General features: G+C 68.5%; 18 protein-coding genes, 1 pseudogene and 2 riboswitches. Of the genes and pseudogenes, 3 read left to right on the plus strand and 16 right to left on the minus strand.

Annotated elements, in window-relative coordinates; all coding sequences use genetic code 11:
• The 3 genes from AC1D1T_RS17105 to AC1D1T_RS17115 form a co-directional block, all read left to right on the plus strand.
• On the plus strand, positions 1 to 712 hold a 712-nt coding region (locus AC1D1T_RS17105), incomplete at its 5' end, for a chorismate transformation FkbO/Hyg5 family protein (protein ID WP_477992200.1).
• Entirely contained in the window at positions 709 to 1,437 is a 729-nt protein-coding gene (locus AC1D1T_RS17110) for a lysophospholipid acyltransferase family protein (protein WP_047511708.1), read from the plus strand. The genes AC1D1T_RS17105 and AC1D1T_RS17110, both read left to right, overlap by 4 nt.
• A 2-nt stretch (positions 1,438 to 1,439) precedes the next feature.
• Entirely contained in the window at positions 1,440 to 2,204 is a 765-nt protein-coding gene (locus tag AC1D1T_RS17115; RefSeq protein WP_477827935.1) for a glycosyltransferase family 2 protein, read from the plus strand.
• A gap of 603 nt (positions 2,205 to 2,807) precedes the next feature.
• On the opposite strand, the gene AC1D1T_RS17120 is transcribed toward AC1D1T_RS17115, so the two are convergent.
• The 16 genes and pseudogenes from AC1D1T_RS17120 to AC1D1T_RS17195 all read right to left on the minus strand — a co-directional run bounded on the left by AC1D1T_RS17120 (position 2,808) and on the right by AC1D1T_RS17195 (position 22,164).
• Positions 2,808 to 3,380 (minus strand): outer membrane beta-barrel protein, encoded by a 573-nt coding sequence (locus AC1D1T_RS17120; RefSeq protein ID WP_477843588.1) that lies wholly within the window; start codon positions 3,378 to 3,380, stop codon positions 2,808 to 2,810.
• 52 nt (positions 3,381 to 3,432) lie between these two features.
• Positions 3,433 to 4,815 (minus strand): sensor histidine kinase, encoded by a 1,383-nt coding sequence (locus AC1D1T_RS17125; protein ID WP_477992201.1) that lies wholly within the window; start codon positions 4,813 to 4,815, stop codon positions 3,433 to 3,435.
• Positions 4,812 to 5,471 carry a response regulator gene (locus AC1D1T_RS17130; RefSeq protein ID WP_477843591.1) on the minus strand — a complete coding sequence of 220 codons (660 nt, stop codon included), beginning with the start codon at positions 5,469 to 5,471 and terminating at the stop codon, positions 4,812 to 4,814. Before AC1D1T_RS17130 ends, AC1D1T_RS17125 begins: the two co-directional genes overlap by 4 nt.
• 73 nt (positions 5,472 to 5,544) lie before the next feature.
• Entirely contained in the window at positions 5,545 to 6,108 is a 564-nt protein-coding gene (locus AC1D1T_RS17135) for a GNAT family N-acetyltransferase (protein WP_477843597.1), read from the minus strand.
• Positions 6,109 to 6,183: 75 nt separating this feature from the next.
• A complete protein-coding gene (locus AC1D1T_RS17140) occupies positions 6,184 to 6,405 on the minus strand; it encodes a hypothetical protein (RefSeq protein ID WP_477829762.1) in 222 nt (73 codons plus the stop codon).
• Between the two features lie 100 nt (positions 6,406 to 6,505).
• On the minus strand, positions 6,506 to 6,844 hold the full coding sequence (locus AC1D1T_RS17145; protein ID WP_477828806.1) for a hypothetical protein: 339 nt from the start codon (positions 6,842 to 6,844) through the stop codon (positions 6,506 to 6,508).
• Positions 6,845 to 6,934: 90 nt separating this feature from the next.
• Complete coding sequence (locus AC1D1T_RS17150) at positions 6,935 to 7,315, minus strand: hypothetical protein (protein ID WP_465114179.1); 381 nt, start codon at positions 7,313 to 7,315, stop codon at positions 6,935 to 6,937.
• A 128-nt stretch (positions 7,316 to 7,443) separates the two neighbouring features.
• Positions 7,444 to 7,629: pseudogene (locus tag AC1D1T_RS17155) on the minus strand (transposase domain-containing protein); the annotation flags it as partial.
• Between the two features lie 71 nt (positions 7,630 to 7,700).
• Positions 7,701 to 9,092: an L-serine ammonia-lyase gene (locus AC1D1T_RS17160; RefSeq protein WP_477992202.1), complete on the minus strand. Its 1,392-nt coding sequence runs from the start codon at positions 9,090 to 9,092 to the stop codon at positions 7,701 to 7,703.
• A gap of 21 nt (positions 9,093 to 9,113) precedes the next feature.
• Positions 9,114 to 12,014, minus strand: a complete 2,901-nt coding sequence (gene gcvP, locus AC1D1T_RS17165) for an aminomethyl-transferring glycine dehydrogenase (protein WP_477992203.1) — start codon at positions 12,012 to 12,014, stop codon at positions 9,114 to 9,116.
• A 121-nt stretch (positions 12,015 to 12,135) separates the two neighbouring features.
• Positions 12,136 to 12,510 (minus strand): glycine cleavage system protein GcvH, encoded by a 375-nt coding sequence (gene gcvH / locus AC1D1T_RS17170; RefSeq protein ID WP_047511714.1) that lies wholly within the window; start codon positions 12,508 to 12,510, stop codon positions 12,136 to 12,138.
• 46 nt (positions 12,511 to 12,556) lie between these two features.
• Positions 12,557 to 13,690 carry a glycine cleavage system aminomethyltransferase GcvT gene (gene gcvT / locus AC1D1T_RS17175; RefSeq protein ID WP_477827872.1) on the minus strand — a complete coding sequence of 378 codons (1,134 nt, stop codon included), beginning with the start codon at positions 13,688 to 13,690 and terminating at the stop codon, positions 12,557 to 12,559.
• Positions 13,691 to 13,749: 59 nt separating this feature from the next.
• A riboswitch (glycine riboswitch) is annotated at positions 13,750 to 13,861 on the minus strand.
• Between the two features lie 8 nt (positions 13,862 to 13,869).
• A riboswitch (glycine riboswitch) is annotated at positions 13,870 to 13,970 on the minus strand.
• A gap of 155 nt (positions 13,971 to 14,125) precedes the next feature.
• Complete coding sequence (locus AC1D1T_RS17180; RefSeq protein WP_477840868.1) at positions 14,126 to 14,356, minus strand: AbrB/MazE/SpoVT family DNA-binding domain-containing protein; 231 nt, start codon at positions 14,354 to 14,356, stop codon at positions 14,126 to 14,128.
• A gap of 28 nt (positions 14,357 to 14,384) precedes the next feature.
• A complete protein-coding gene (locus tag AC1D1T_RS17185) occupies positions 14,385 to 15,797 on the minus strand; it encodes an efflux transporter outer membrane subunit (protein WP_477827445.1) in 1,413 nt (470 codons plus the stop codon).
• Between the two features lie 20 nt (positions 15,798 to 15,817).
• The gene (locus AC1D1T_RS17190; RefSeq protein WP_477992204.1) at positions 15,818 to 19,012 is read right to left on the minus strand and encodes an efflux RND transporter permease subunit; all 3,195 of its coding nucleotides are present in this window, start codon (positions 19,010 to 19,012) and stop codon (positions 15,818 to 15,820) included.
• Positions 19,009 to 22,164 (minus strand): efflux RND transporter permease subunit, encoded by a 3,156-nt coding sequence (locus AC1D1T_RS17195; RefSeq protein ID WP_477992205.1) that lies wholly within the window; start codon positions 22,162 to 22,164, stop codon positions 19,009 to 19,011. The genes AC1D1T_RS17190 and AC1D1T_RS17195 overlap by 4 nt, the downstream gene beginning before the upstream one ends.
• Positions 22,165 to 22,349 lie beyond the last annotated feature (185 nt).

Here is a 22,349-nt window from a genome sequence, read left to right on the forward strand (position 1 = left end):
GTTCCAGCTGCTGCGCGACGAGGGCTTTGCGCACCTGCTGCGCGTGTGGAACTACGTGGCCGACATCAACGGGTGCGACGCGGGCGATCCGCTGGAGCGCTACCGGCAGTTCAACATCGGCCGGCAGGATGCGTTCCTGGCCGCGCGGCGCAGCGCGTTCGACGGCGCGCCGGCGGCCTGTGCGCTCGGCACCACGCAGGGGCCGCTGACGGTGCATTTCCTGGCCGGGCGCGAGGCGCCGCGCGCGGTCGAGAACCCGCGCCAGGTCAGTGCCTACCGCTACCCGTCGCAGTACGGCCCGCGCGCGCCGACCTTCTCGCGCGGCGCGCTGGCGTCGATCGGCGGCGGGCGCGAGGCCTTGTTCCTGTCGGGCACCGCCAGCATCGTCGGACACCAGACGCTGCATGTGGGCGACGTGGCCCGGCAGACCGAGGAGACGCTCGCGAACGTCGCCGCGGTGGTCGACGCGGCCAACGCGCTGAGCACGATCGGGCCGCGGGCGCACCGTGTCGACATGCTCGATTGCACCGTCTACGTCCGCCACGCGAGCGACCTGCCGCGGGTGCGCGAGGTGCTGGCGCAGCGGCTGGGTGCCGATGCGCCGGCGCTGCGCAACGCCATCTACCTGCGCGCCGACGTGTGCCGCGCCGACCTGCTGGTCGAGGTCGAGGCGCACGGCATCGCGTCGGCTGCGGAGCCGTCGCCCCCATGATCCGGCGCGGCTGGCAGCTCGCGTGCTTCTACCTGCTGCTGCTCGGGCTGGGCTTGGCGTCGCTCGGCTGGAACCTGATCGCTGCGCTGATGCTGCCGCTGGTGCCTCGGCAGCGGGCGCAGGCCATCGGGCGGCATGTGGTGGCGAGTTCGTACCGCGTGTTCTGGAACCTCGCGGCCGCGTTCGGGCTGATGGAGGTCGACAGCCAGGCGCTTGATCGCCTGAACGACGATGCGACCGGGCTGGTGGTGGTGGCCAACCACCCGAGCATGGTCGATGCGCTGCTGATCGTCGCGCGGCTGCGGCGCGGCGTCTGCATCATGAAGGGCGACCTGATGCGCAACGTGTTCCTCGGCGCCGGCGCGCGGCTGGCGCGCTACATCCCGAACGATTCGCCGCGCACGATGCTGCGGCACGCGATCGCGAACCTGCGCGACGGTGCGCAGTTGGTGATGTTCCCTGAGGGCACGCGCACCGAGGCCGGGGTGGCGCTGAGCCCGTTCCGCCCGGGCGTGACGGCGATCGCGCACAAGGCCGGCGTGCCGATCCAGACGGTGTTCATCGAGACCGAGTCGCCGTATCTGCGCAAGGGCTGGCCGATCTGGCGCGTGCCGCCGTTCCCGATGGCGTTCCGGCTGCGGCTGGGCGAGCGCTTCGAGCCGCGGGACGGCGCGGCGCTGCCGCTGGACGAGTTGGAAACGTATTTCAGGAAAGAGCTGACGTGAGCATGCGGCATGCGGTGTTGATCCCGAGCTACAACACCGGTGCGACGGTGTACGAGACGGTGCGCGCGGCGCGCGCGCAGTGGTCGCCGGTGTGGGTGGTGGTGGACGGCAGCACCGACGGAACGGCCGAGGGGCTGCAGCGCCTGGCCGAGGCCGATGCGCAGTTGCACGTGATCGTGCTGCCGCGCAACCAGGGCAAGGGCGCAGCCGTGCTGGCCGGGCTGCAGGCGGCGCGCGACGCGGGTTTCACGCATGTGCTGACGATGGATTCGGACGGGCAGCACCCGGCCGGGCTGATCCCGCAGTTCATGGCGAAGTCGGCCGAGCACCCCGATGCGATGGTGCTGGGCAAGCCGGTGTTCGATGCATCGGCACCCTTGCTGCGGGTGCGCGGCCGGCGCATCTCGAACGGCTGGACCGACCTGGAGACGCTGAACGCCGGCATCGGCGATTCGCTGTACGGCTTCCGCGTGTACCCGATCGGGCCGCTGATCGCGGTGATGAAGCGCCAGCCATGGATGCGGCGCTTCGATTTCGACACCGAGGCGGTGGTGCGGCTTGCGTGGCGCGGTGTGGCGCCGATCAACCTGCCGGCGCCGGTGAAGTACCTGACGGCGGAGGAGGGCGGCGTCTCGCACTTCCGCTACGGGCGCGACAACGTGCTGCTGACGTGGATGCACGCGCGGCTGATGCTGGAGTTCCTGCTGCGGCTGCCGGTGCTGGTGTGGCGGCGTGCGAGGCGGCTGCCGCCCTTTCAACATCTGTGACACCCACCGTTTGCCCGGAGCCTGTCGAAGGGCCTGCTGGCACAAACCGTTCGCGCTGAGCTTGTCGAAGCGCTGCTCGCCWGGGCTTCGACAAGCTCGGCAAGCGGCCGGGGGAGTCAGGTTGACATCGGGCAAGGCACCAAGTCAAGGACTGCTTGACGGTCCATGGCAGTCGGCCGCCGGCGGTCGACTGCAAGACTGAGAGCGACCCTTCTCAGACATCGGAAGACTCGGATCGGCAGCCGACAAGCCGACGTTGGCGCCCTTCACAAGCACCGGGCGACAACTCCCACAGCGGCGAGCTGATGAGCTTCAGCCGCGCTTGCGAGCGCCTCTGACTTGCCAGGGGGCGCTTGTCGACATCGTAGCGCTGCGCCCGCTCGCGACACGACGCTTCCGCGGCCGCACTGCAGTACCTCACCTGCTCAGAGTCCGATGGAGACCCGAACTGGCTGTCGCAGAGCAGACACTCAGAGGCACGCATGGGCACGCCATCGCAGCGGAGGGTGCGCGCCAGCAGGCAACAGCGATCAGGACCATTAGGCATGTCTCGCGGCTGAAGTCGCGCGACATCGGCCGCGAGGGGCCGTGCCCGCTGCCACGCTAGAACCTGAAGGCCAGGCCCACCTCGGCCTTCTGCTGCGTGAAGCGATCACTGCCGCTGCCGCGCGAGCCGTAGTGAGCGTACTCGACCGTCGTCGAGACCTGGGGCGTGAGCTTCCACTCCAGGCCGACGCCGATCATCGGCCGAACATACGTCTCGTGATCCGAGTGGCCTGACGAGTCATGCATCCCCAACCGGTTCAGCGCCAGGCCGAACTTGCCGAACAACGCGAACGATTCGCCCAGCGGCATCGTGGCGCGGGCGGCCGCATAGACGAGTTCGGAGGACAGCCTGAGCTGGTAGGTCGAGCCTGGCGCTGGGTCGGCCGCGTGCCAGCTGCCGAAGGCGCCATAGCCCAGCTCGGCCGCCCAGCTGGGTGTGAACTGCACGCCGGCGTAGAGCTTCATCGCGCGTGGGTGGTTGTCGCTAGGCACTCTGCGACCGTTGATGTCGAAGTTGGCTTCGCCCGGCGTGGTGAGGTTGAGGCCGAGATAATGTTCGGGAGAAGGGTCGGCGGCGTGGGCTGAGGCAGCGGCAAGGAGGGCGGCAGCTGCAAGAAGCAGGGTTCTCAAGAATGGCTCCGGTCGGTTGGAAAGTGACCGGGACATTGTTGAAAGCCGTGCCTTAAGGGACGCCCAAGGCGGAGGCCGGCAGGTGCAGCTCGAAGTGCGCACCGTGGCCGCCCGGCCGCGCGAGGCCATCGCCGACCGTGACCTGCGCGCCCAACCGCTCGGCAGCCCGCGCCACAATGGCGAGACCCAGACCGGTGCCCTCCACATCGTGACCCGCGCCGCGCCAGAAGCGCTCGAACACCAGTGGTCGATCGGCTGGCGCGATCCCTGGGCCATCGTCGGCCACACCGAGACGGGGGCCGTCGGGAGTCAGTTGAMGGCTCACCTCTATGCGCCCGCCACGGCCAACATAGCGCAAGGCGTTGTCGAGCAGGTTCTGYAGCACCGAGTGCAGAGCCACCTCGTCGACGTGAACCGACAACTGCTCGGGCGCGGCCAGCACCAGCGCGATGCCGCGGTCGCGCGCGAAGCCGGCCTGCTCGGCCAGCCGGTCCGCACAGAAGTGGGCGAGATCGAGGACGGCCGTAGCACCAGGCTGGTCGTTGTCGAGGCTGGCCAGGTCCAGCAGTTGGCGCGACAGATGGGCGCTGCGCTTGATGGCCTGCTGCAGTGCGGTCGCTGCCGATTCGCGCGACGCGGCATCGCCCGCCTGCACGAGCGCGTAGGCTTGTGTGGCCACCACGGCCAGCGGCGTGCGCAACTCGTGTGCGGCTTCGTGGACGAAGGCGCGTTCGCGTGCGCGGTGCTGGCGTAGGCGCTGCAGCAATGCGTCAAAAGCCTGACCCACGGGGTGCAGCTCGCCGTAGCGCAGGTCAACGCCCAGGGGCGCGAGGTCTTGCTTCAGGTCCAGTCCGTGCAACCGGCGCGCAAAGCGCCGCAGCGGCGCCAAGCCCGTGTACACGGCCACCCACAGCGGTAGCAGCATCAGCGGGAAACCCAGCAGCAACTGCTTGCCCAGCTCCCAGCTGGCAAAGCTCAGCAGGCTGCCGCGCGAAGGGGCCGGCTCGGCCAGGCGCAACGACCAACGCGGGTTGTCCTGTCGGTAGGTCCAATAGGTCTTGCCGGCGATGGTGTGCTCACCGACGCCGGGCTCGGCACCTTCGACCACCGGCGAAGTCGCGTAGATGCTGTGTCCGGCGGTGTCGACGAGTTGGGCCAGCAGCGGGCCTTGAAACATGGGCTGCCGCTCGCGCAGCCGGTTGACGTGGCGCAGGTCGGCCTCCAGCACGCGCGCCGCCAGCGCAGGGTCGTCAATGGCCTCCAGGCCTGCGGCGAGTTGGCGGCCGAACTGGCGCACGCCCGGGTCGGTGGCCAGGGTTTGCTGGATGTCGAGCTGGTCCTCCACAAGGATGAGCACCGCAAACAACGTGAAAGCCAGCAGCAGCGCGCCGATCAACCGGCGCGTGAGCGTGGGCCGCAACCCCGGCAGGTTCATGCGCATTCCAGCCAGTAGCCCACACCGCGCAGAGTGCCGATGCGCGAAGCGCCGATCTTGCGCCGCAGATTGGCCATGTGTACTTCCAGCGTGCCGAACTCCAGCGGCTCGCCCAACGGCGCGAGGCGCTGCGCGAGCTGGTGCTTGGGCACGACACCACCGCGCTCGCGGGCAAGCTCCAGCAGCAACTGGTACTCACGCGGCGACAGGGCCAGTTCCTCACCATTCAGCAGCGCCCGCTGGCGGCGTGGCTCCAGAGTCAACTCGCCAACGGCCCAGCAATCGCTGGCCTGCTGGGCACAGCGTCGCAGCACCGAGCGCAGCCGGGCGATCAACTCGGGCATCTCGAAGGGCTTGATGACGTAGTCATCGGCACCGCCGTCGAAGCCGGCGAGGCGGTCCTCCAGCGCGATGCGGGCGGTGATGACGATGATCGGCACCGTGCTGCCCTGGCGGCGCCAGCGGGTCAGCAGCAGGCGGCCGTCGCCGTCGGGCAGCGTCTGATCGAGCAGCACGGCGTCCTGCGCGGCAGGGTCCAGCCGGAGCGGCGCATCGTTGGTGCGGCGCAGCCAAGTACTGGTGTGGCCTTCAGTTCGCAGTGCTGTCTGCAGCGCGTGGCCCAGGTCGAAATCGTCCTCGATCAACAGAATGTGCATGGAGCGGGGAAGCAGAGCCAGGTGGGCGCCATTCGGAGCGCATGAGGTTGGCGCAAGAGCACAGGGTTGAGCCTCACTGGACCGCCGCTACGAACCGTGCAACAACCCAGTGGTTCTTGCCTAGGCGGCGCACACGCTCGAAGCCCTGGCGCTCGAACATGGCCATGCGGCTGTTGTAGAGGAAGGAACCCGAGACTTCCCGGTCCTCGACGTCCTCGGGGTAGCTCTCGACACTGCCACCACCAAGTTCTGCGATCAGCCTTAGCGCGCCAGAGAGTGTTGCAGACGCTACACCCTTGCCTCGGTACTCCTTGTCAACGAAGAAGCAAGTGATGCGCCACTGCGGCAGCGTTTCCAGTCCGGCAGTGTAGACGCGCAGGTGTTTGATTCTCGGCAACTCGTCTGGTGGCCCGAATTGACACCAACCGACACAGCGATCGGCGTCGAAGGCCAGAGCAGCGCGGGTGGTGCCCTCTCTAACCTTGCGCTCCTTCAGTGCGCGCCGATGCGAACCCCTGAGCTTTCCGTCCGGGTGGAACTCGACGCACCAGCACCCGCCCCAGACGCCGTTATGACGTTCCACGAGGGCGGCGAACGCGGGCCACGTCTTTGGTGACAAGGGCTCAATGCTGAACATGGACACGGTGAAGACGTGAGTTGTGAGGGTTAAGGGAGACGCTGCAGTTCGTGGCAGAGCCCGGACTTCAGCGACTCATGCCCGATCCAGGTAGCAGCTCAAGATCTGAGCTTTGCGATATGCATCGTTACCGTCGATCGTCTGCTGTGCTTGGTCAAACTCAACCCAGTAGAAGCACTCAGGCCCTTTCAAGGTTTCGATCGGCTCCGGCTCACTGACGATAGTTCCAAGGCTAGCCTGCTTCCATCCGCCAAGGGAGGAGACGATGACACGGTCAAGGCGGTTGAAGCTCTTCATGACTGAGCATCCTAACGCGGCACCCGAAAGCCGCCGCTCACGACGGACCGCTCATGGCCGACTGCGAGCACTCCGACGGCCGACAGAACTCGAAGCTTGATCAGTTGTTCCAAAAGAGGCTCAGAACTTCAGACCAAACAGCGCCGACTACCGCTGCCGAGAGAAACCAAATCAGCATGCGCTTCGCAATGACGCCATATCGTGTGCGTTCATCTCGATCAAGGAGCCATGTGTGACCGAAAGGTGCGTTGCCACTCCCGATGACCAGGAAGTAGCTCGGCACAAAGAAAAAGAACGCCGCAGCCGCTAACCAGAGGAGATTGACTTCGAGCACCGAGCTGATTTTGTGATGATCCATCCACCTCTCGAATGGAACGAGCCCGAAAACGGCCCATGCACCAGCAACTGCTGCTGACCTTGGCGTTGCTTCAATGTGCATGCTGCGAGGGCTGGTGAATGTCGTGAAAGACTACCCCGAAGCAGCCTGTCACGACAGACCGCTCCTGGCCGAGCACCGCCCTTCGTACGACTACCCGCGGGCCTCGTACTCGCCGGCTTGACCTCGGGCTACGTCTTCAAAGAGTTTCCACGGGCAAGAATCCGCAAAAGCGTTCAGTTTCTCTACCGCCTCTTTCGAGGCCCGAGCATTGTGTAGATCGTCTGCATCAACCAAGGCTGTCATGAGCGCCCGATTCCATTGCCGCTCGCTTTCCCGCAACCCTACGACCGCACGTGCAAACTCGTCGGGCGATTGAGCTTCCGGCGGAGGATGCTTCGGCAGAGATGCTCTGACGTACTGCAGAAAGAGCGATCGGTTCTCTTCGGTCGCCAACTGAGCCAGCTGCTCGACAGACAGCTTGGCAAACTGATGGAACCATTCCACTTGCTGAGATAGTCTGCCTTCGGACATCGAAGATGGCTGGCTTGGTGTTTGATGAATAGGCGGTTTGGAAGCAGTCTATCGCCAGTGTCTGCAACTGGCCGAACTCGGGCGCTCGCGGCCGGCCATCCGAACGACCGCTCAACGACAGCAGGTCGTCATTGCGAGCCTGCGGACACCCGGCGATGGGGCAGCAGATTCGCGATGTCGCGTGCCCGTTGGGGCGGGAGGCGCGTCAGCACGTCGCGCAGGTACGCGCAAGGGGCGTGGGCGTCGAGCTTCGCCGTCTGGATGAGGCGCATGATGGCCGCAGCGCGCTGGCCAGCGAGCAAGGCTCCAGCGAAGCATCCCAAGCCGCGGTCGTCTGTTCATCAGGACTTCCCGGGACGCTTGCGAAGCTCAGGGCGAAGGGGGCTCAGCACTCCACGATGTTCACCGCCAACCCGCCCCGTGCCGTTTCCTTGTACTTCGTCATCATGTCCGCGCCGGTGTCGCGCATCGTCTTGATGACCTTGTCGAGGCTCACGTGGTGCGTGCCGTCGCCGCGCATCGCCATGCGCGCCGCGTTGATCGCCTTCACCGACGCGATCGCGTTGCGCTCGATGCAGGGGATCTGCACCAGCCCGCCGACCGGGTCGCAGGTGAGGCCCAGGTGGTGCTCCATGCCGATCTCGGCCGCGTTCTCCACCTGCTCGGGCGTGCCGCCCAGCACCGCACACAGCGCACCGGCGGCCATCGAGCAGGCCACGCCGACCTCGCCCTGGCAGCCCACCTCGGCCCCGCTGATCGACGCGTTCTCCTTGTAGAGGATGCCGATCGCCGCGGCCGTCAGCAGGAAATCGATGATGCCGGCCGGCGTCGCGCCCGCGACGAAGCGCGCGTAGTAGTGCAGCACCGCCGGCACGATGCCGGCCGCGCCGTTGGTCGGCGCCGTCACCACGCGCCCGCCGGCCGCGTTCTCTTCATTCACCGCGAGCGCGTACAGGTTCACCCAGTCCAGCACCTGCAGCGGATCGCGCAGCGCCGCCTCGGGGTTCGACGACAGCTGCCGGTGCAGGTCGGCCGCGCGCCGTCGCACCTTGAAGCCGCCGGGCAGCACGCCGTCGGTGCGCGAGCCGCGTGCCACGCAATCCTGCATCACCTGCCAGATGTGCAGCAGCCCGGCATCGATCTCGGCATCGCTGCGCCAATGCTGCTCGTTGCGCCGCATGATCTGCGCGATGCTGCAGCGCTCGCGCGCGGCGATCGTCAGCAGGTCGGCGCCCGAATGGAAGGGCAGCGGCAGCACCGTGGTGTCCGGCGCCAGCACCTTCTGCTTGCTGCCGTCGGCTGCCAGCTCTTCGCTGACGACAAAGCCGCCGCCCACCGAGTAATAGGTGCGCGCCGCGATTTCGGTGCCGTCGGCGTCGTACGCGACGAAGCGCATGCCGTTCGCATGGAACGGCAGCGTCTGCCGGCGGAAGAAGACCAGGTCGGTCTTCTCGTTGAACGCGATCGCGTGCTCGCCCAGCAGCTTCAGCTGCTTGCCGGTGCGGATGACCTCGAGGTGCGCCGGAATCGCATCCGGATCGACACGGTCCGGCTCATGCCCCGCGAGCCCGAGCAGCACCGCCTTGTCGCTGCCGTGCCCCTTGCCGGTCGCGCCGAGCGAGCCGTACAGCTCGGCCAGCACGCGTGCCACGCGCGGCAGCAGGCCGTCGTGCTGCAGGCGCAGCGCGAACAGCCGCGCCGCGCGCATCGGCCCCACCGTGTGCGAACTCGACGGGCCGATGCCGATCTTGAACAGGTCGAAGACCGATACGGCCATGGGGCGTCCTTCAGGTGGAGATCAGCTGTAGTCGGACAGCGGGGGGCAGCTGCAGAAGAGGTTCCGGTCGCCGTAGACGTTGTCGACGCGCCCGACCGGCGACCAGTACTTCTGCTTCTTCAGGCTCTTGACCGGGAAGGCCGCTTCCTCGCGCGAATACGCGTGCGGCCACTCCGTCTTCATCAGCGCGCCGGTGGTGTGCGGCGCGGCCTTCAGCGGGTTGTCGTCCTGCGGCCACTGCCCCTGCTCGACCTTGCGGATCTCCGCGCGGATCGCGATCATCGCGTCGCAGAAGCGGTCCAGCTCGACCAGCGGTTCGCTCTCGGTCGGCTCCACCATCAGCGTGCCGGCCACCGGGAAACTCAGCGTCGGCGCATGGAAGCCGTAGTCGATCAGGCGTTTCGCGACATCCTCCGCACTCACGCCCGAGGTCTCCTTCAGCGGGCGCAGGTCGAGGATGCACTCGTGCGCCACGCCACCCCCCTTCACGCCGGCGATGTTGCCGCTGTAGTGGATGTCGTAGTGGTCGGCCAGGCGCGCGGCCACGTAGTTCGCGCTGAGGATCGCCGTCTCGGTCGCGGCCTGCAGGCCTTCCGAACCCATCATGCGCACGTACATCCAGCTGATCGGCAGCACCGCCGCGTTGCCGAGCGGCGCCGCCGAGACGGCGCCCACTTGAGAGTCGGTGCCGATGCCGGCCGCGCGGTGCGCCGGCAGGAACGGCACCAGGTCGGCCGCGACGCACACCGGGCCGACGCCCGGCCCGCCGCCGCCGTGCGGGATGCAGAAGGTCTTGTGCAGGTTCAGGTGGCTCACGTCGCCACCGAACTCGCCCGGTGCGGCGATGCCGACCAGCGCGTTCATGTTGGCGCCGTCCACGTAGACGCGGCCGCCGTGCTGGTGCACCAGCGCGCACAGCTCCTTCACGCGGGTCTCGAACACGCCGTAGGTCGACGGGTAGGTGATCATCACGCAGGCGAGGTTCGCGCTGTGCTGCTCGCACTTGGCCTTCAGGTCGGCCAGGTCGACGTTGCCGTCGGCATCGCACTTCGTGACCACCACCTGCAGCCCCACCATCTGCGCGCTGGCCGGGTTGGTGCCGTGCGCCGAKTCGGGGATCAGGCAGATGTTGCGRTGGCCCTCGCCGCGCGACTTGTGGAAGGCCTTGATCACCAGCAGCCCGGCGTACTCGCCCTGCGAGCCGGCATTGGGCTGCAGGCTGATGCCGGCATAGCCGGTGGCCTGGCACAGCCAGTCGCGCAGCTGCTGGTCGAGCAGCGCATAGCCGGCCAGCTGGTCGCGCGGTGCGAACGGGTGCACGTTCGCGAATTCCGGCCAGGTGATCGGGATCATCTCGCTGGTCGCGTTCAGCTTCATCGTGCACGAGCCGAGCGGGATCATGCTGCGGTCGAGCGCCAGATCCTTGTCGGACAGGCTGCGGATGTAGCGCAGCATCTCGGTCTCGCTGTGGTGCGTGTTGAACACCGGGTGCGACAGGAAGGCGCTGCGGCGCGCCAGCTCGGCCGGCACCAGCGCGGCCACGCCCTTCTCGCTGCGCGACCACAGCGCGGCGCCGTCGATCGGGCGGGACGGCACGATGCGCAGCAGCGCGTCGATGTCGCCACGGGTGGTGGTCTCGTCGAGCGAGATACCGACGCTCGCGGCCGACGCGCGGCGCAGGTTGAAGCCCGCTTCGCGCGCGGCCTGCAGCACGGCCTCGGTGCGGCCGCCGGTCTGCACCTCGAGCGTGTCGAAGGCGCTCTCGTGCGCCAGCGTGCAGCCGGCTTCCTTCAGGCCGGCCGCCAGCACCGCGGTGTAGCTCGCGACGCGGCCCGCGATGCGCTTCAGCCCCTGCGGGCCGTGGTAGACCGCATACATGCTGGCGATCACCGCCGGCAGCACCTGGGCGGTGCAGATGTTCGACGTGGCCTTCTCGCGGCGGATGTGCTGCTCGCGCGTCTGCAGCGCGAGGCGGTAGGCCGGGTTGCCATGCACGTCGACGCTGACGCCGACCAGCCGGCCGGGCATCGAGCGCTTGAACTCGTCCTTGGTTGCCATGTAGGCGGCGTGCGGGCCGCCGTTGCCCATCGGCATGCCGAAGCGCTGCGTGTTGCCGACCGCGATGTCGGCGCCCATCTCGCCGGGCGGCGTGATCAGCGTCAGCGCCAGCAGGTCGGCGGCGACGATCGCCAGGCCGCCGGCCGCATGCACCGCGGCGATCACCGGTGCCAGGTCCTGCACGACGCCGTTGACGCCGGGGTACTGGAACAGCGCGCCGAAGGGCTTGTCCTTCGCCGCATCGGCGGCCGGGCCGGTGACGACCGTGAGGCCGAGCGGCTCGGCGCGCGTGCGCACCACCTCGAGTGTCTGCGGCAGCACGTCGTCGGCGACGAAGAAGGTCGTGCTCTTGCTCTTGCCGACGCGCAGCGCGAGCGTCATCGCCTCGGCGGCGGCGGTGGCTTCATCGAGCATCGACGAGCCGGCGATCGCCAGGCCCGTCAGCTCGCAGACCATGGTCTGGAAATTGACGAGCGCCTCCATGCGGCCCTGCGAGATCTCGGCCTGGTAGGGCGTGTAGGCGGTGTACCAGGCCGGGTTCTCGAGGATGTTGCGCAGGATGACGCCGGGCGTCAGGGTGCCGTGGTAGCCCTGGCCGATGAAGCTCTTCAGCACCTGGTTGCGTGCGGCGATGCCCTTCAGCTCGGCGAGCGCCTGCGCTTCGGTCAGCGCGGCGGGCAGCTGCATCGGCACCGGGCGGGCGATGGCACGCGGCACGATGGCGTCGATCAGTGCGCGGCGCGAGGCGGCACCGATGGCCGACAGCATGTGCCGTTCGTCCGCCTCCTCGATCCCGATGTGGCGGGCGACGAATTCGGTGGCGTTCTCGAGGGCGCCCAGGGGCGTGGCGGCGGACATCAACATGGTCATTCCAGTGAAACTTGATGGCAGGACACCGTCCGTTCGGGCTGAGGTATCGAAGCCTTTGCGGAAGGTGCCGGTACCGAGGCATGCGCTGCCCTTCGATACCTCAGGGCGAACGGATTCAGGCGTTCTTGACGAGCTCGTCGTACGCCGGCTGGTCCATCAACTGGTCGAACTCGCCCATGTCGGTGACGTGCACCTTGAAGAACCAGCCGTTGCCGAGCGGGTCGCTGTTGGCGAGCGACGGGTCGGCGCGCAGCGCCTCGTTGACCTCGACGATCTCGCCGGCCACCGGCATGTACAGGTCGGCGGCGGCCTTCACCGATTCGACGACGCCGGCGACCTCGCCCTTCTTGAAGCTGCGGCCGACTTCCGGCAGGTCGACGAAGACCACGTCGCCCAGCGCGTCCTGCGCGTGGAGCGTGATGCCGACGGTGGCGGCCTCGTGGTCTTCGATGTTGATCCACTCGTGGTCGGGGGTGTACATGGTGGTCATCAGGGGCTCCTTGGGGGCGATGTGAAGAAGGGGAAGGGGAGGCAGATCAGCCACGGAAATAGCGGTGCGGCGAGAACGGCATCGGCGCGACGCGCATCGGCTGCCGCTTGCCGCGCACCTCGGCGAACACCTCGTGGTGCGGCAGCGCGTGGTTGCCGGCGAGGTAGGCCATCGCGATCGGCTGGTTGACGCTGGGCGACAGCGTGCCGCTGGTCACGTGGCCGAGCCTGTGGCCCTGGCCGTCGACGATGGTGGCGCCTTCGCGTACCGGCACGCGCTCGAGGCCGAGCAGGCCGACGCGCTTGTTCGTGGTGCCGTGGGCGAGCTGACCGTCGATCACGCTGGCACCGGGGTAGCCGCCGGCGCGTGCGCCACCGGCGCGGCGCACCTTCTGGATCGCCCAGGTGAGGCCGGCCTCGACCGGCGTGGTCTTCTCGTCGATGTCGTGGCCGTACAGGCACAGGCCGGCTTCCAGGCGCAGCGTGTCGCGCGCGCCGAGGCCGCAGGGCTTGACCTCGGGCTGGGCGAGCAGCGCGCGAGCCAGCGATTCGGCCTGGTCGGCGGCGACCGAGATCTCGAAGCCGTCTTCACCGGTGTAGCCGGAGCGGGTCACGAAGCAGTCGGCGCCGGCCAGCGTCAGCGCGCGGCCGGTCATGAAGGTGAGGGTGGCGGCATCGGCATTCAGGCGGGCCAGCGCCTTCACGGCCTGCGGGCCCTGCAGCGCGAGCAGCGCGCGCTCGGGCAGCGGCTGCACGGTGCACTTGTGGGCGATGTGGGTCACCAGGTGCTTGATGTCGGCGTCCTTGCAGGCGGCGTTGACGATGACGAGCACGTCGTTCTCGCGGCGCGTGATCATCAGGTCGTCGAGGATGCCGCCGCTGGCATTGGTGAAGAAGCCGTAGCGCTGCTTGCCGACGGCGAGGTCGACGATGTCGACGGGCACCAGCGATTCGAGGGCTTTCGCGGCGTCGGGGCCGACCAGGCGGACCTGGCCCATGTGGGAGACGTCGAACAGCGAGGCGGCGCTGCGGCAGTGCTTGTGCTCGGCGATGATGCCGCCGGGGTAGTTCACCGGCATCTCGTAGCCGGCGAAGGGCACCATCTTGGCGCCCAGTTCGAGGTGCAATGCGTGGAGGGGGGTCTTCAGCAGCGGGGTGTTCGGCAGGTCGATGGCGGACATGGTCTTCTCCGAGGGCATTCACCGGACCAACGAGTCGCCATGCCGGCCGACGCGTTGGGGATGCCCTCTCTGTCCGCTTTACCTGAGAGATTGGCGGCCCCCGGATCCCGGTCAACCGCTTGCCCCTTCGGTGGACTCACTCGGGGTGAGCCTCTCTCCAGCGAGGAACGCCCCTCGCGGGGCGCTTGCCAGTCCTTTTGCCTGAGCGTTCGAGCCGGCATCTCTGCCGGACCTGCGCCTTCGGCGGCTTCGCTTGGAAGCTCTCTCCTGGCGGCGCGAGTTTAGCTCGGAACTGGGGCGTGTCGAACTGGTTTGGGCATTGGCGCGGCAAAGACGCGTGCGGCGAGCCACAGCCTCCCCGCACGCGCCTTTGAGCGCCGCCCTGGTCCTTCGACTTTGACGAGCGAACAAGTGGGGGTTGATCAGGGTATCTCGTCATCGACGCCAAGCCTTCATGTCGTCGATGCTGACTCTCGTGCTGTTGTGCGTTTTCGACTTCAGCATGCCCGCCATGTCTCGCAGCGAACCCGTCTTCGCTCGGACGATCAAGCTGCCATCGGGCATCACATGCCAGACGAGACGCGTGCCTTCGCGAATGCCGAGCTGTTCGCGGACTTGTGCCGGGACCGTGGTGCGGCCTTTGGTGGTGATGATGGAGTCGGGCATGAAGGTCTCCTTGCGTCAACCCGGATTGTCATCCGGGCTTGGCTGCCCAGCTCGCGTGCCACCCACCGCCCATCGCCTGGATCAACCCGATCGCCGCCAGCTGCTGATCGACTTGCAGTTGTACCAGCGCCCGCCGCGCGCTCAGCGCCGATGACTGGGCCGTCGCCACCTCCAGGTAGCTGACCTGCCCGGCGCGGTACCGGTTCAGCGTCTGCACCTCGGTATCGTCCGCCGCCTTCGAGGCCTGCTGGCGCAGCGGCGACTGCTCGGCCAGCATCCGCACCAGCGACAGCTGGTCTTCCACCGCACCCAGCGCCGCGAGCGTCGTCTGCCGGTAGCGGGCGACAGCAGCATCTCGGCTCGCCTCGGCACCTTCCACGCGGGCCCGCGTCGCCCCCGCATCGAAGATCGTCTGCGCCACCGACACGCCCAGCGACCACAGGTTCTGGCTCGCATTGAAGAGCTGGCTCGCCGCGCTGCTCTGCTGCCCATACGAGCCGCTCAGCGACAAGCTCGGGAAGTACGCGCTGCGCGCAATGCCGATCTGCGCATTCGCCGACGCCACGCTGCGCTCGGCACCGGCGATGTCGGGCCGGCGCTGCAGCAGCTCCGACGGCACCACCAGCGGCACCGCCGGCACCGTCATCTGCCAGGCCGCCGGCGGCAACGAGAACTGCGACGGCGCCTTGCCCACCAGCACCGCGATCGCATGCTCCAGCACCGCGCGCTGGCGCTTCAAGGTCGCGAGATCCGCCTGCGCATTCGCGAGCTGCGTCTGCGCCTGCAGCAGGTCGCTCTTCGGCGCGATGCCGGCGTCGTAGCGGTTCTGCGTGATCGTCTGCGAGCGCGTGAAACCCTCGACCGTGCGCGTCACCACGTCGATCTCGGCGTCGGCCTCGCGCAGCGAGAAGTAGTTGGTCGCGAGCGCCGCCTGCGCCGACAGCCGTGCCGACGCCAGGTCGGCCTCGCTCGCCTGCGCCGTCGCCGTCGCGGTGTCGACGCCCGCCTCCAGCTTGCCCCACAGCGGCGCCTCCCAGCTTGCGCCCAGGCCCACCTGGTAGGTGTTGCCGGTCGACGTGCGCGCGCCACCGCCGGAGCGCGTTGCGCCGCCGCTCAGGCTCACGCTCGGGAAGAACGAGGCCCGCGCCTCCTTCACCAGCGATTGCGATTGCGCATACGCGGCCACCGCGGCCGCGACGTTCTGGTTCGACACCTCGACCTGCGCGGCGAGCGTGTTCAGCGTCTCGTCACCGAACAGCGTCCACCAGGGGCCGCGGTCCAACGCGTCGGCGGGCGCCGCCGGCAGCCAGCCCTCGGCCGCGGCCGGCACTTCCTTGTAGCCCGCCGGCAGCGCGGTGTCGGGCACCTGGTAGCGCGGGGTCACCGCGCAGCCGGCCAGCAGCAGCAACGCGGCCGCGAGGGGAGTGAGTCGCGAAGTCATGCGTGGAGTCATGCGTGGAGTCATGCGTGCGCAGCGGCGGCATCAGTGCCGCGGCTCAGGTGGCGCTCGTCGGCGCTGCGGCGGCGCAGCTTGTCGAGCAGGAGGTAGACGACCGGCGTCGTAAGCAGGGTCAGCAGCTGGCTCGCGATCAGCCCGCCGATGATGGCCACGCCGAGCGGCTGGCGCAGCTCGGAGCCCTCGCCGAAGCCGATCGCCAGCGGCAGTGCGCCGAGGCCTGCGGCCAGCGTCGTCATCAGGATCGGGCGGAAGCGCAGCAGGCAGGCCTCGCGCACCGCCTCGAGCGGCGACAGCCCGCGCGAGCGCTCGGCCTCGAGCGCGAAGTCGATGATCAGGATCGCGTTCTTCTTGACGATGCCGATCAGCAGGAACACGCCGATCAGCGCGATGATCGAGAACTCCATGCGGAACATCAGCAGCGCGAGCACCGCGCCGACGCCCGCTGACGGCAGCGTCGACAGCACCGTCACCGGGTGCACCAGGCTCTCGTACAGCACGCCCAGCACGATGTAGATCACGACGATCGCCGCCAGGATCAGCAGCGGCTGCTGCGCCTGCGAATCCTGGAAGCCGCGCGCCGTGCCCGCGAAGCTGCCGCGCACATTGGCCGGCATCGCGATGTCGGCTTCGGCCTGCTTCACCGCCGCCTGCGCGTCCGACAGGCTCACGCCCTCGGGCAGGTTGAACGACACCGTCGTCGCGAGCTCGCCGTCCTGGTGGTTGATCGAGGTCGGGGTCGCGCTCTCGCTGAAGCGCGCGAGCGTCTGCAGCGGCACCATCGTGTTCGCGGTGTTGGAGAGCGCCGAGCCGCTGGAGGCATCGCGCAGCGCCGGGTTCACCGACAGCGTCGCGGTGGTCGCCGCGCCGGTGCCGGCCTTGCGCGGGATGTACACGTCGTTCAGCGAGGTCGGGCTGCGCGTCAGGCTGCGCGCCGCCTCCATCACGACGTGGTACTGGTTCAGCTCGTCGTAGATGGTGGCCACCTGGCGCTGGCCGAAGCTGTCGTACAGCGCGTTGTCGACATCGCGCGTCGTGATGCCCAGCCGCGCCGCGGTCGCCTTGTCGATGTCGACGAAGCTCTGCACGCCGTTGTCCTGCTGGTTGGTGTCGACGTCGGCCAGCTCTTCCTTCGTGCGCATCTGGTCGGCCAGCTTCAGCGCCCAGCTGCGCAGGTCGGCGATGTTGTCGCTCTTCAGCGTGTACTGGTAGGTCGAGTTGCTCGATCGGCCACCGGCCCGCAGGTCCTGCACCGGGTTCAGGAACAGCTGCACGCCGGTCACGGTGGCCAGCTGCGGGCGCAGCCTCGCGATCACCGCCTGGCCGCCGTCCTTGCGCTGGCCGACCGGCTTCAGGTTGATGAACATGAAGCCGCCGCCGGCGCGCCCGCCGCCGGTGAAGCCGACCACCGTGTCGACCGCCGGATCGGCATGGATGATGTCGACCAGCTGCTTCAGCTTGCCCTGCAGCGCCTCGAACGAGATGCTCTGGTCGGCCGCGAGGCCGCCGTTCAGCTGTCCGTTGTCCTGCTGCGGGAAGAAGCCCTTCGGCGTCGCCTTGAAGAGGTAGACGTTGAGGCCGATCACCGCCAGCAGGATCAGCATCACCAGCGCCTTGCTGTGCAGCGCCCAGTCGAGGCTGTGCTCGTAGCCGCGCAAGACGCCGGCGAACACGCGCTCCGAGAAGCGGGCGAGCCGGCCCGGCGGCTTGCGCACGTGGCCGCCCGGCTTCAGCAGCCAGGCGCACATCATCGGCGTGGTGGTCAGCGAGATCGCCAGCGAGATCAGCACCGCCACCGACAGCGTCACCGCGAACTCGCGGAACAGCCGGCCGATCTGCCCGCTCATGAACAGCAGCGGGATGAACACCGCCACCAGCGACAGGCTGATCGACAGCACCGTGAAGCCGACTTCGCGCGCGCCGACCAGTGCCGCCTCGAAGCGGTCCATGCCGGACTCGATGTGGCGGCTGGTGTTCTCCAGCACGACGATCGCATCGTCGACGACGAAGCCGGTGGCCACCGTCAGCGCCATCAGGCTCAGGTTGTTCAGGCTGTAGCCCAGCAGGTACATCACGCCGAAGGTGCCGAGCAGCGACACCACGGTGGCGACCGCCGGCACGATGGTCGCGCGCAGGCTGCGCAGGAACACGCTGACGACGACCACCACCAGCAGCACCGAGATCACCAGCGTGCCCTCGATCTCGCGCAGCGAGGCGCGGATCGAGTTGGTGCTGTCGGAGGCCACCTGCAGATCGATGTCGCTCGGCAGCTGCGCGCGCAGCTCGGGCAGCAGCGCGCGCACGCCGTCGACCGTCTCGATCACGTTGGCGCCGGGCTGGCGCGTCAGCAGCACGATCACCGCCGGCTGGCCGTTGAAGAGACCCAGCGTGCGCACGTTCTCGACGCCGTCGCTCACCTTGGCCACGTCCGAGAGCCGCACCGCCGAGTTGTTGCGCCAGGCCACCACCAGCCCGCGGTAGTCGGCGGCGGTGCGCCCGGGCGGCGGCGTGTAGATCTGCATGCGGCGCTCGCCGTCCTCGATCGCGCCCTTGGGCCGGTTCGCGTTCGAGGCCTGGATCGCGGCGCGCACGTCCTCGGAGCTGACGCCGAAGCGGTTCAGCGCGAACGGCAGCAGCTCCACGCGCACGGCCGGCAGCGAGCCGCCGCCGAGCTCGACGTCGCCGACGCCGTCGACCTGCGCGAGCTTCTGCTGCACGATGTTCGACACCGCGTCGTAGATCTGTCCCGGCGTGCGGGTCTTCGAGGTCAGCGCGAGGATGATGATCGGCGCGTCCGACRGGTTCGCCTTGCGATAGGTCGGGTTGCTGCGCAGCGTGGACGGCAGGTCGGCGCGCGACGCATTGATGGCCGCCTGCACCTCGCGCGCCGCGCCATCGATGTTGCGGCTCAGGTCGAACTGCAGCGTCACGCGGGCCGAGCCGCTCGAGCTCGACGAGGTCATCTCGTTGACGCCGGCGATGGTGCCGAGGTGGCGCTCCAGCGGCGTGGCGACGCTGCTGGCCATCGTGTCGGGGCTCGCGCCGGGCAGCGAGGCACTGACCGAGATGGTCGGGAAATCCACCTGCGGCAGCGGCGCCACCGGCAGCACGAAGAATGCGCCGATGCCGGCCAGCGCCATGCCGATGGTCAGCAGCACGGTCGCGATCGGCCGCGTGACGAAGGGCCTGGACAGGTTCATCCCGCCGCTCCGTCCGTGGAAGAACGCTCGGGCAGGGCGCCGGCGCGGCGCACGCGCCGGCCCAGCCGGTCGAAGCCGAGGTAGATCACCGACGTCGTGAAGAGCGTCAGCACCTGGCTGACGATCAGCCCGCCGAAGATCGACAGCCCGAGCGGCATGCGCAGCTCGGAGCCTTCGCCGCCGCCGAACATCAGCGGCAGCGCGGCGAACAGCGCCGCCAGCGTCGTCATCAGGATCGGCCGGAAGCGCAGCAGCGCCGCCTGGTGGATGGCCTCGCGCGGCGATTTGCCCTGGCTGCGTTCGGCGTCGATCGCGAAGTCGATCATCATGATCGCGTTCTTCTTGACGATGCCGATCAGCAGGATGATGCCGATGATGCCGATCACGCCCAGGTCGTTGCCCGACAGCATCAGCGCGAGCAGCGCGCCGACGCCGGCCGACGGCAGCGTCGACAGGATCGTCAGCGGGTGGATGTAGCTCTCGTACAGCACGCCCAGCACGATGTACACGCACACCAGCGCCGCGAGGATCAGCCACAGCTCGTTGGCGAGCGAGGTCTGGTAGGCACCGGCCGCGCCGAGGAAGGTCATCGTGACGGAGGCGGGCAGCGCGATGTCCTTCGCGGCCTGCCTGATCGCGTCGACCGCGTGGCCGAGCGATTCGCCGCTCGCGGTGTCGAAGCCGAGCGTCGTCGCCGGGTACTGCGCGACGTGCGTGATCTGCAGCGGCGCCGGCTTCTCGCGGATGGTCGCGATCGCCGACAGCGGCGTCGCCTCGCCCGAGCTGGTGCGCAGGTTCAACAGGCCCAGCGTCTGCGCGCTGTTCACCAGGCCGGGTTGCGCTTCGAGGATCACGCGGTACTGGTTGGTCTCGGTGAAGATCGTCGAAACGATGCGCTGGCCGAACGCGCTGTACAGCGCGTCGTCGATGGCGCTGGCGGTGATGCCCAGGCGCGACGCGGTGTCACGGTCGATGTCGATGTAGGCCGACATGCCCTGCGCGCCGGCATCGGTGACGATGTTGCGCACCTGCTTCACGGTGCGCAGCTGGTCGGCCAGCTTGTGCGCCCATTCGGCGACGATGTCGCTGCTGACGCCTTCGAGCGACACGCGGTATTCGGTGGGGCCGGATTCGGCGTCGATCGTCAGGTCCTGCGTGGGCTGCAGGTAGAGCGTGACGCCGGCCACCTTCTGCACGCGTTCGCGCAACCGATCCATGATCTGCGCCTGCGTGCCGCTGCGCTTGGCGCGCAGGTTGATCAGCATGCTGCCGGTGTTCAGCATCGTGTTGTTGGCCGCGTCGACGCCGGTGAACGAGCTCAGGCTCGCGACGTCCGGGTCGGCCAGCACGGCCTGCGCGGCCTGCTGCTGCAGGGCAGCCATTCGGCTGTACGAGACGTCCTGTGCGGCTTCGAGGCGGGCTTTCAGCTGGCCGGTGTCCTGGGTCGGGAACAGGCCCTTCGGGATCACCAGGTACAGCACGATGGTCAGCGCGAGCGTCGCGGCGGCCACCARCAGCGTGAGCGCCTGGCGGTCGAGCACCCAGGTGAGCCAGACGTCGTACTGCGCGATCACGCGGTCGAACAGGCGCTGGGTCGCCGCTGCAAACCCCTTCGCGGTCTTCGGGTCTTCATGCTGTGTCAGCCAGCGCCCCGACATCATCGGCACCAGCGTCAGCGACACCACGGCCGAGATCAGGATCGTGATCGCGAGCGTCACCGCGAACTCGCGGAACAGCCGGCCCACCACGTCGCCCATGAACAGCAGCGGGATCAGCACCGCGATCAGCGAGACGGTCAGCGAGATGATCGTGAAGCCGATCTGCGTCGCGCCCTTCAGCGCCGCCTGCATCGGCGGCTCGCCTTCCTCGATGTAGCGGGCGATGTTCTCGATCATCACGATCGCGTCGTCGACGACGAAGCCGGTGGCGATCGTCAGCGCCATCAGGCTCAGGTTGTTCAGGCTGTAGCCCAGCAGGTACATCACGCCGAAGGTGCCGATCAGCGAGATCGGCACCGCCAGGCTCGCGATCACGGTGGCGCGCAGGCTGTGCAGGAACGCGAAGATCACGATCACCACCAGCAGCACGGCCAGCAGCAGCTCGAACTCGACGTGCTTGACCGACGCGCGGATGCCGGTGGTGCGGTCGCTGAGGACGCTGACGCTGACACTGGGCGGCAGCCCGGCCTGCAGCTCGGGCAGTCGCGCCTTGATGCCGTCGACGGTGGCGATCACGTTGGCGCCGGGCTGGCGCTGCACGTTCAGGATGATCGCGGGCACCAGCGGGCGCGCATCGGGGTGGGCGGCGCACTCGGCGCAGTCGATGCCGGCCCAGGCGCCCAGGCGCACGTTCTCGGCGCTGTTGACGACCTGGGCCACGTCGGCGATGCGCACCGGCGCGTTGTTGCGCCACGCGACCACCAGCGACTTGTAGTCGTCCACCGTCAGCAGCTGGTCGTTGGCGTTGATGCTGTAGGTGCGGGTCGGGCCGTCGAAGCTGCCCTTGGCGCTGTTCGCGTTGGCGCCGGTGATGGCAGTGCGCAAGGTGTCGATGCCGATGCCGTACGACGCGAGGGCTTGCGTGTCGGCCTGGATGCGCACGGCCGGGCGCTGGCCGCCGCTCAGCGACACCAGGCCGACGCCGTTGACCTGCGACATCTTCTGCGCGAGCCGCGTGTTGACGAGGTTCTGCACCTCGGTGAGCGGCAGCGAATCGGAGGTGATCGCGAGCGTCAGCACCGGCGCATCGGCCGGGTTGACCTTGGCGTAGACCGGCGGCGCCGGCAGGTCGGCCGGCAGCAGCGAGCCGCCGGCGTTGATGGCGGCCTGTACCTCCTGTTCGGCGACGTCGAGCGTCTGGCCGAGCGAGAACTGCAGCGTGACGATCGAGACGCCGGCGGCGCTCGACGAACTCATGCGCTGCAGGCCGGGCATCTGGCCGAACTGCTTCTCCAGCGGCGCGGTGACGGTGTTCGTCATCACCTCGGGGCTGGCGCCGGGGTAGAGCGTCTGCACCTGGATGGTCGGGTAGTCGACCTGGGGCAGCGCGGCCAGCGGCAGGAACTTGAAGCCTACCAGGCCGGCGAGCACGATGGCGACCATCAGCAGCGAGGTCGCTACCGGCCTCTCAATGAACGGGCGGGAGGGGTTCATGACCGTCCCGTCTTATTGCTGTTCGGCTTGTTCGCGGCGTTGGCGGCGCCGCTCGCCCCACGGGCCGGAGGCACCCGAGGCGCCGCGCTCGGCCCACGGTGCGGAGGCACCCGGTGCGAAGCCGGCCGGTGCGGAAGCGCCCTCGCCGAAGCGGCGGGCACCGCGCTCGCCGCGCGGGCCCGAGG

Source organism: Rhizobacter sp. P2_H3 (assembly GCF_056403355.1).

Coding starts and splice junctions, on each gene's coding strand:
- AC1D1T_RS17185 (WP_477827445.1), bottom strand. CDS start 15,797: ATGACTTCGCGACTCACTCCCCTCGCGGCCGCGTTGCTGCTGCTGGCC.
- AC1D1T_RS17110 (WP_047511708.1), top strand. CDS start 709: ATGATCCGGCGCGGCTGGCAGCTCGCGTGCTTCTACCTGCTGCTGCTC.
- gcvH (WP_047511714.1), bottom strand. CDS start 12,510: ATGACCACCATGTACACCCCCGACCACGAGTGGATCAACATCGAAGAC.
- AC1D1T_RS17145 (WP_477828806.1), bottom strand. CDS start 6,844: ATGCACATTGAAGCAACGCCAAGGTCAGCAGCAGTTGCTGGTGCATGG.
- AC1D1T_RS17160 (WP_477992202.1), bottom strand. CDS start 9,092: ATGGCCGTATCGGTCTTCGACCTGTTCAAGATCGGCATCGGCCCGTCG.
- gcvT (WP_477827872.1), bottom strand. CDS start 13,690: ATGTCCGCCATCGACCTGCCGAACACCCCGCTGCTGAAGACCCCCCTC.
- AC1D1T_RS17115 (WP_477827935.1), top strand. CDS start 1,440: ATGCGGCATGCGGTGTTGATCCCGAGCTACAACACCGGTGCGACGGTG.
- AC1D1T_RS17180 (WP_477840868.1), bottom strand. CDS start 14,356: ATGCCCGACTCCATCATCACCACCAAAGGCCGCACCACGGTCCCGGCA.
- AC1D1T_RS17150 (WP_465114179.1), bottom strand. CDS start 7,315: ATGTCCGAAGGCAGACTATCTCAGCAAGTGGAATGGTTCCATCAGTTT.
- AC1D1T_RS17140 (WP_477829762.1), bottom strand. CDS start 6,405: ATGAAGAGCTTCAACCGCCTTGACCGTGTCATCGTCTCCTCCCTTGGC.
- AC1D1T_RS17135 (WP_477843597.1), bottom strand. CDS start 6,108: ATGTTCAGCATTGAGCCCTTGTCACCAAAGACGTGGCCCGCGTTCGCC.
- AC1D1T_RS17130 (WP_477843591.1), bottom strand. CDS start 5,471: ATGCACATTCTGTTGATCGAGGACGATTTCGACCTGGGCCACGCGCTG.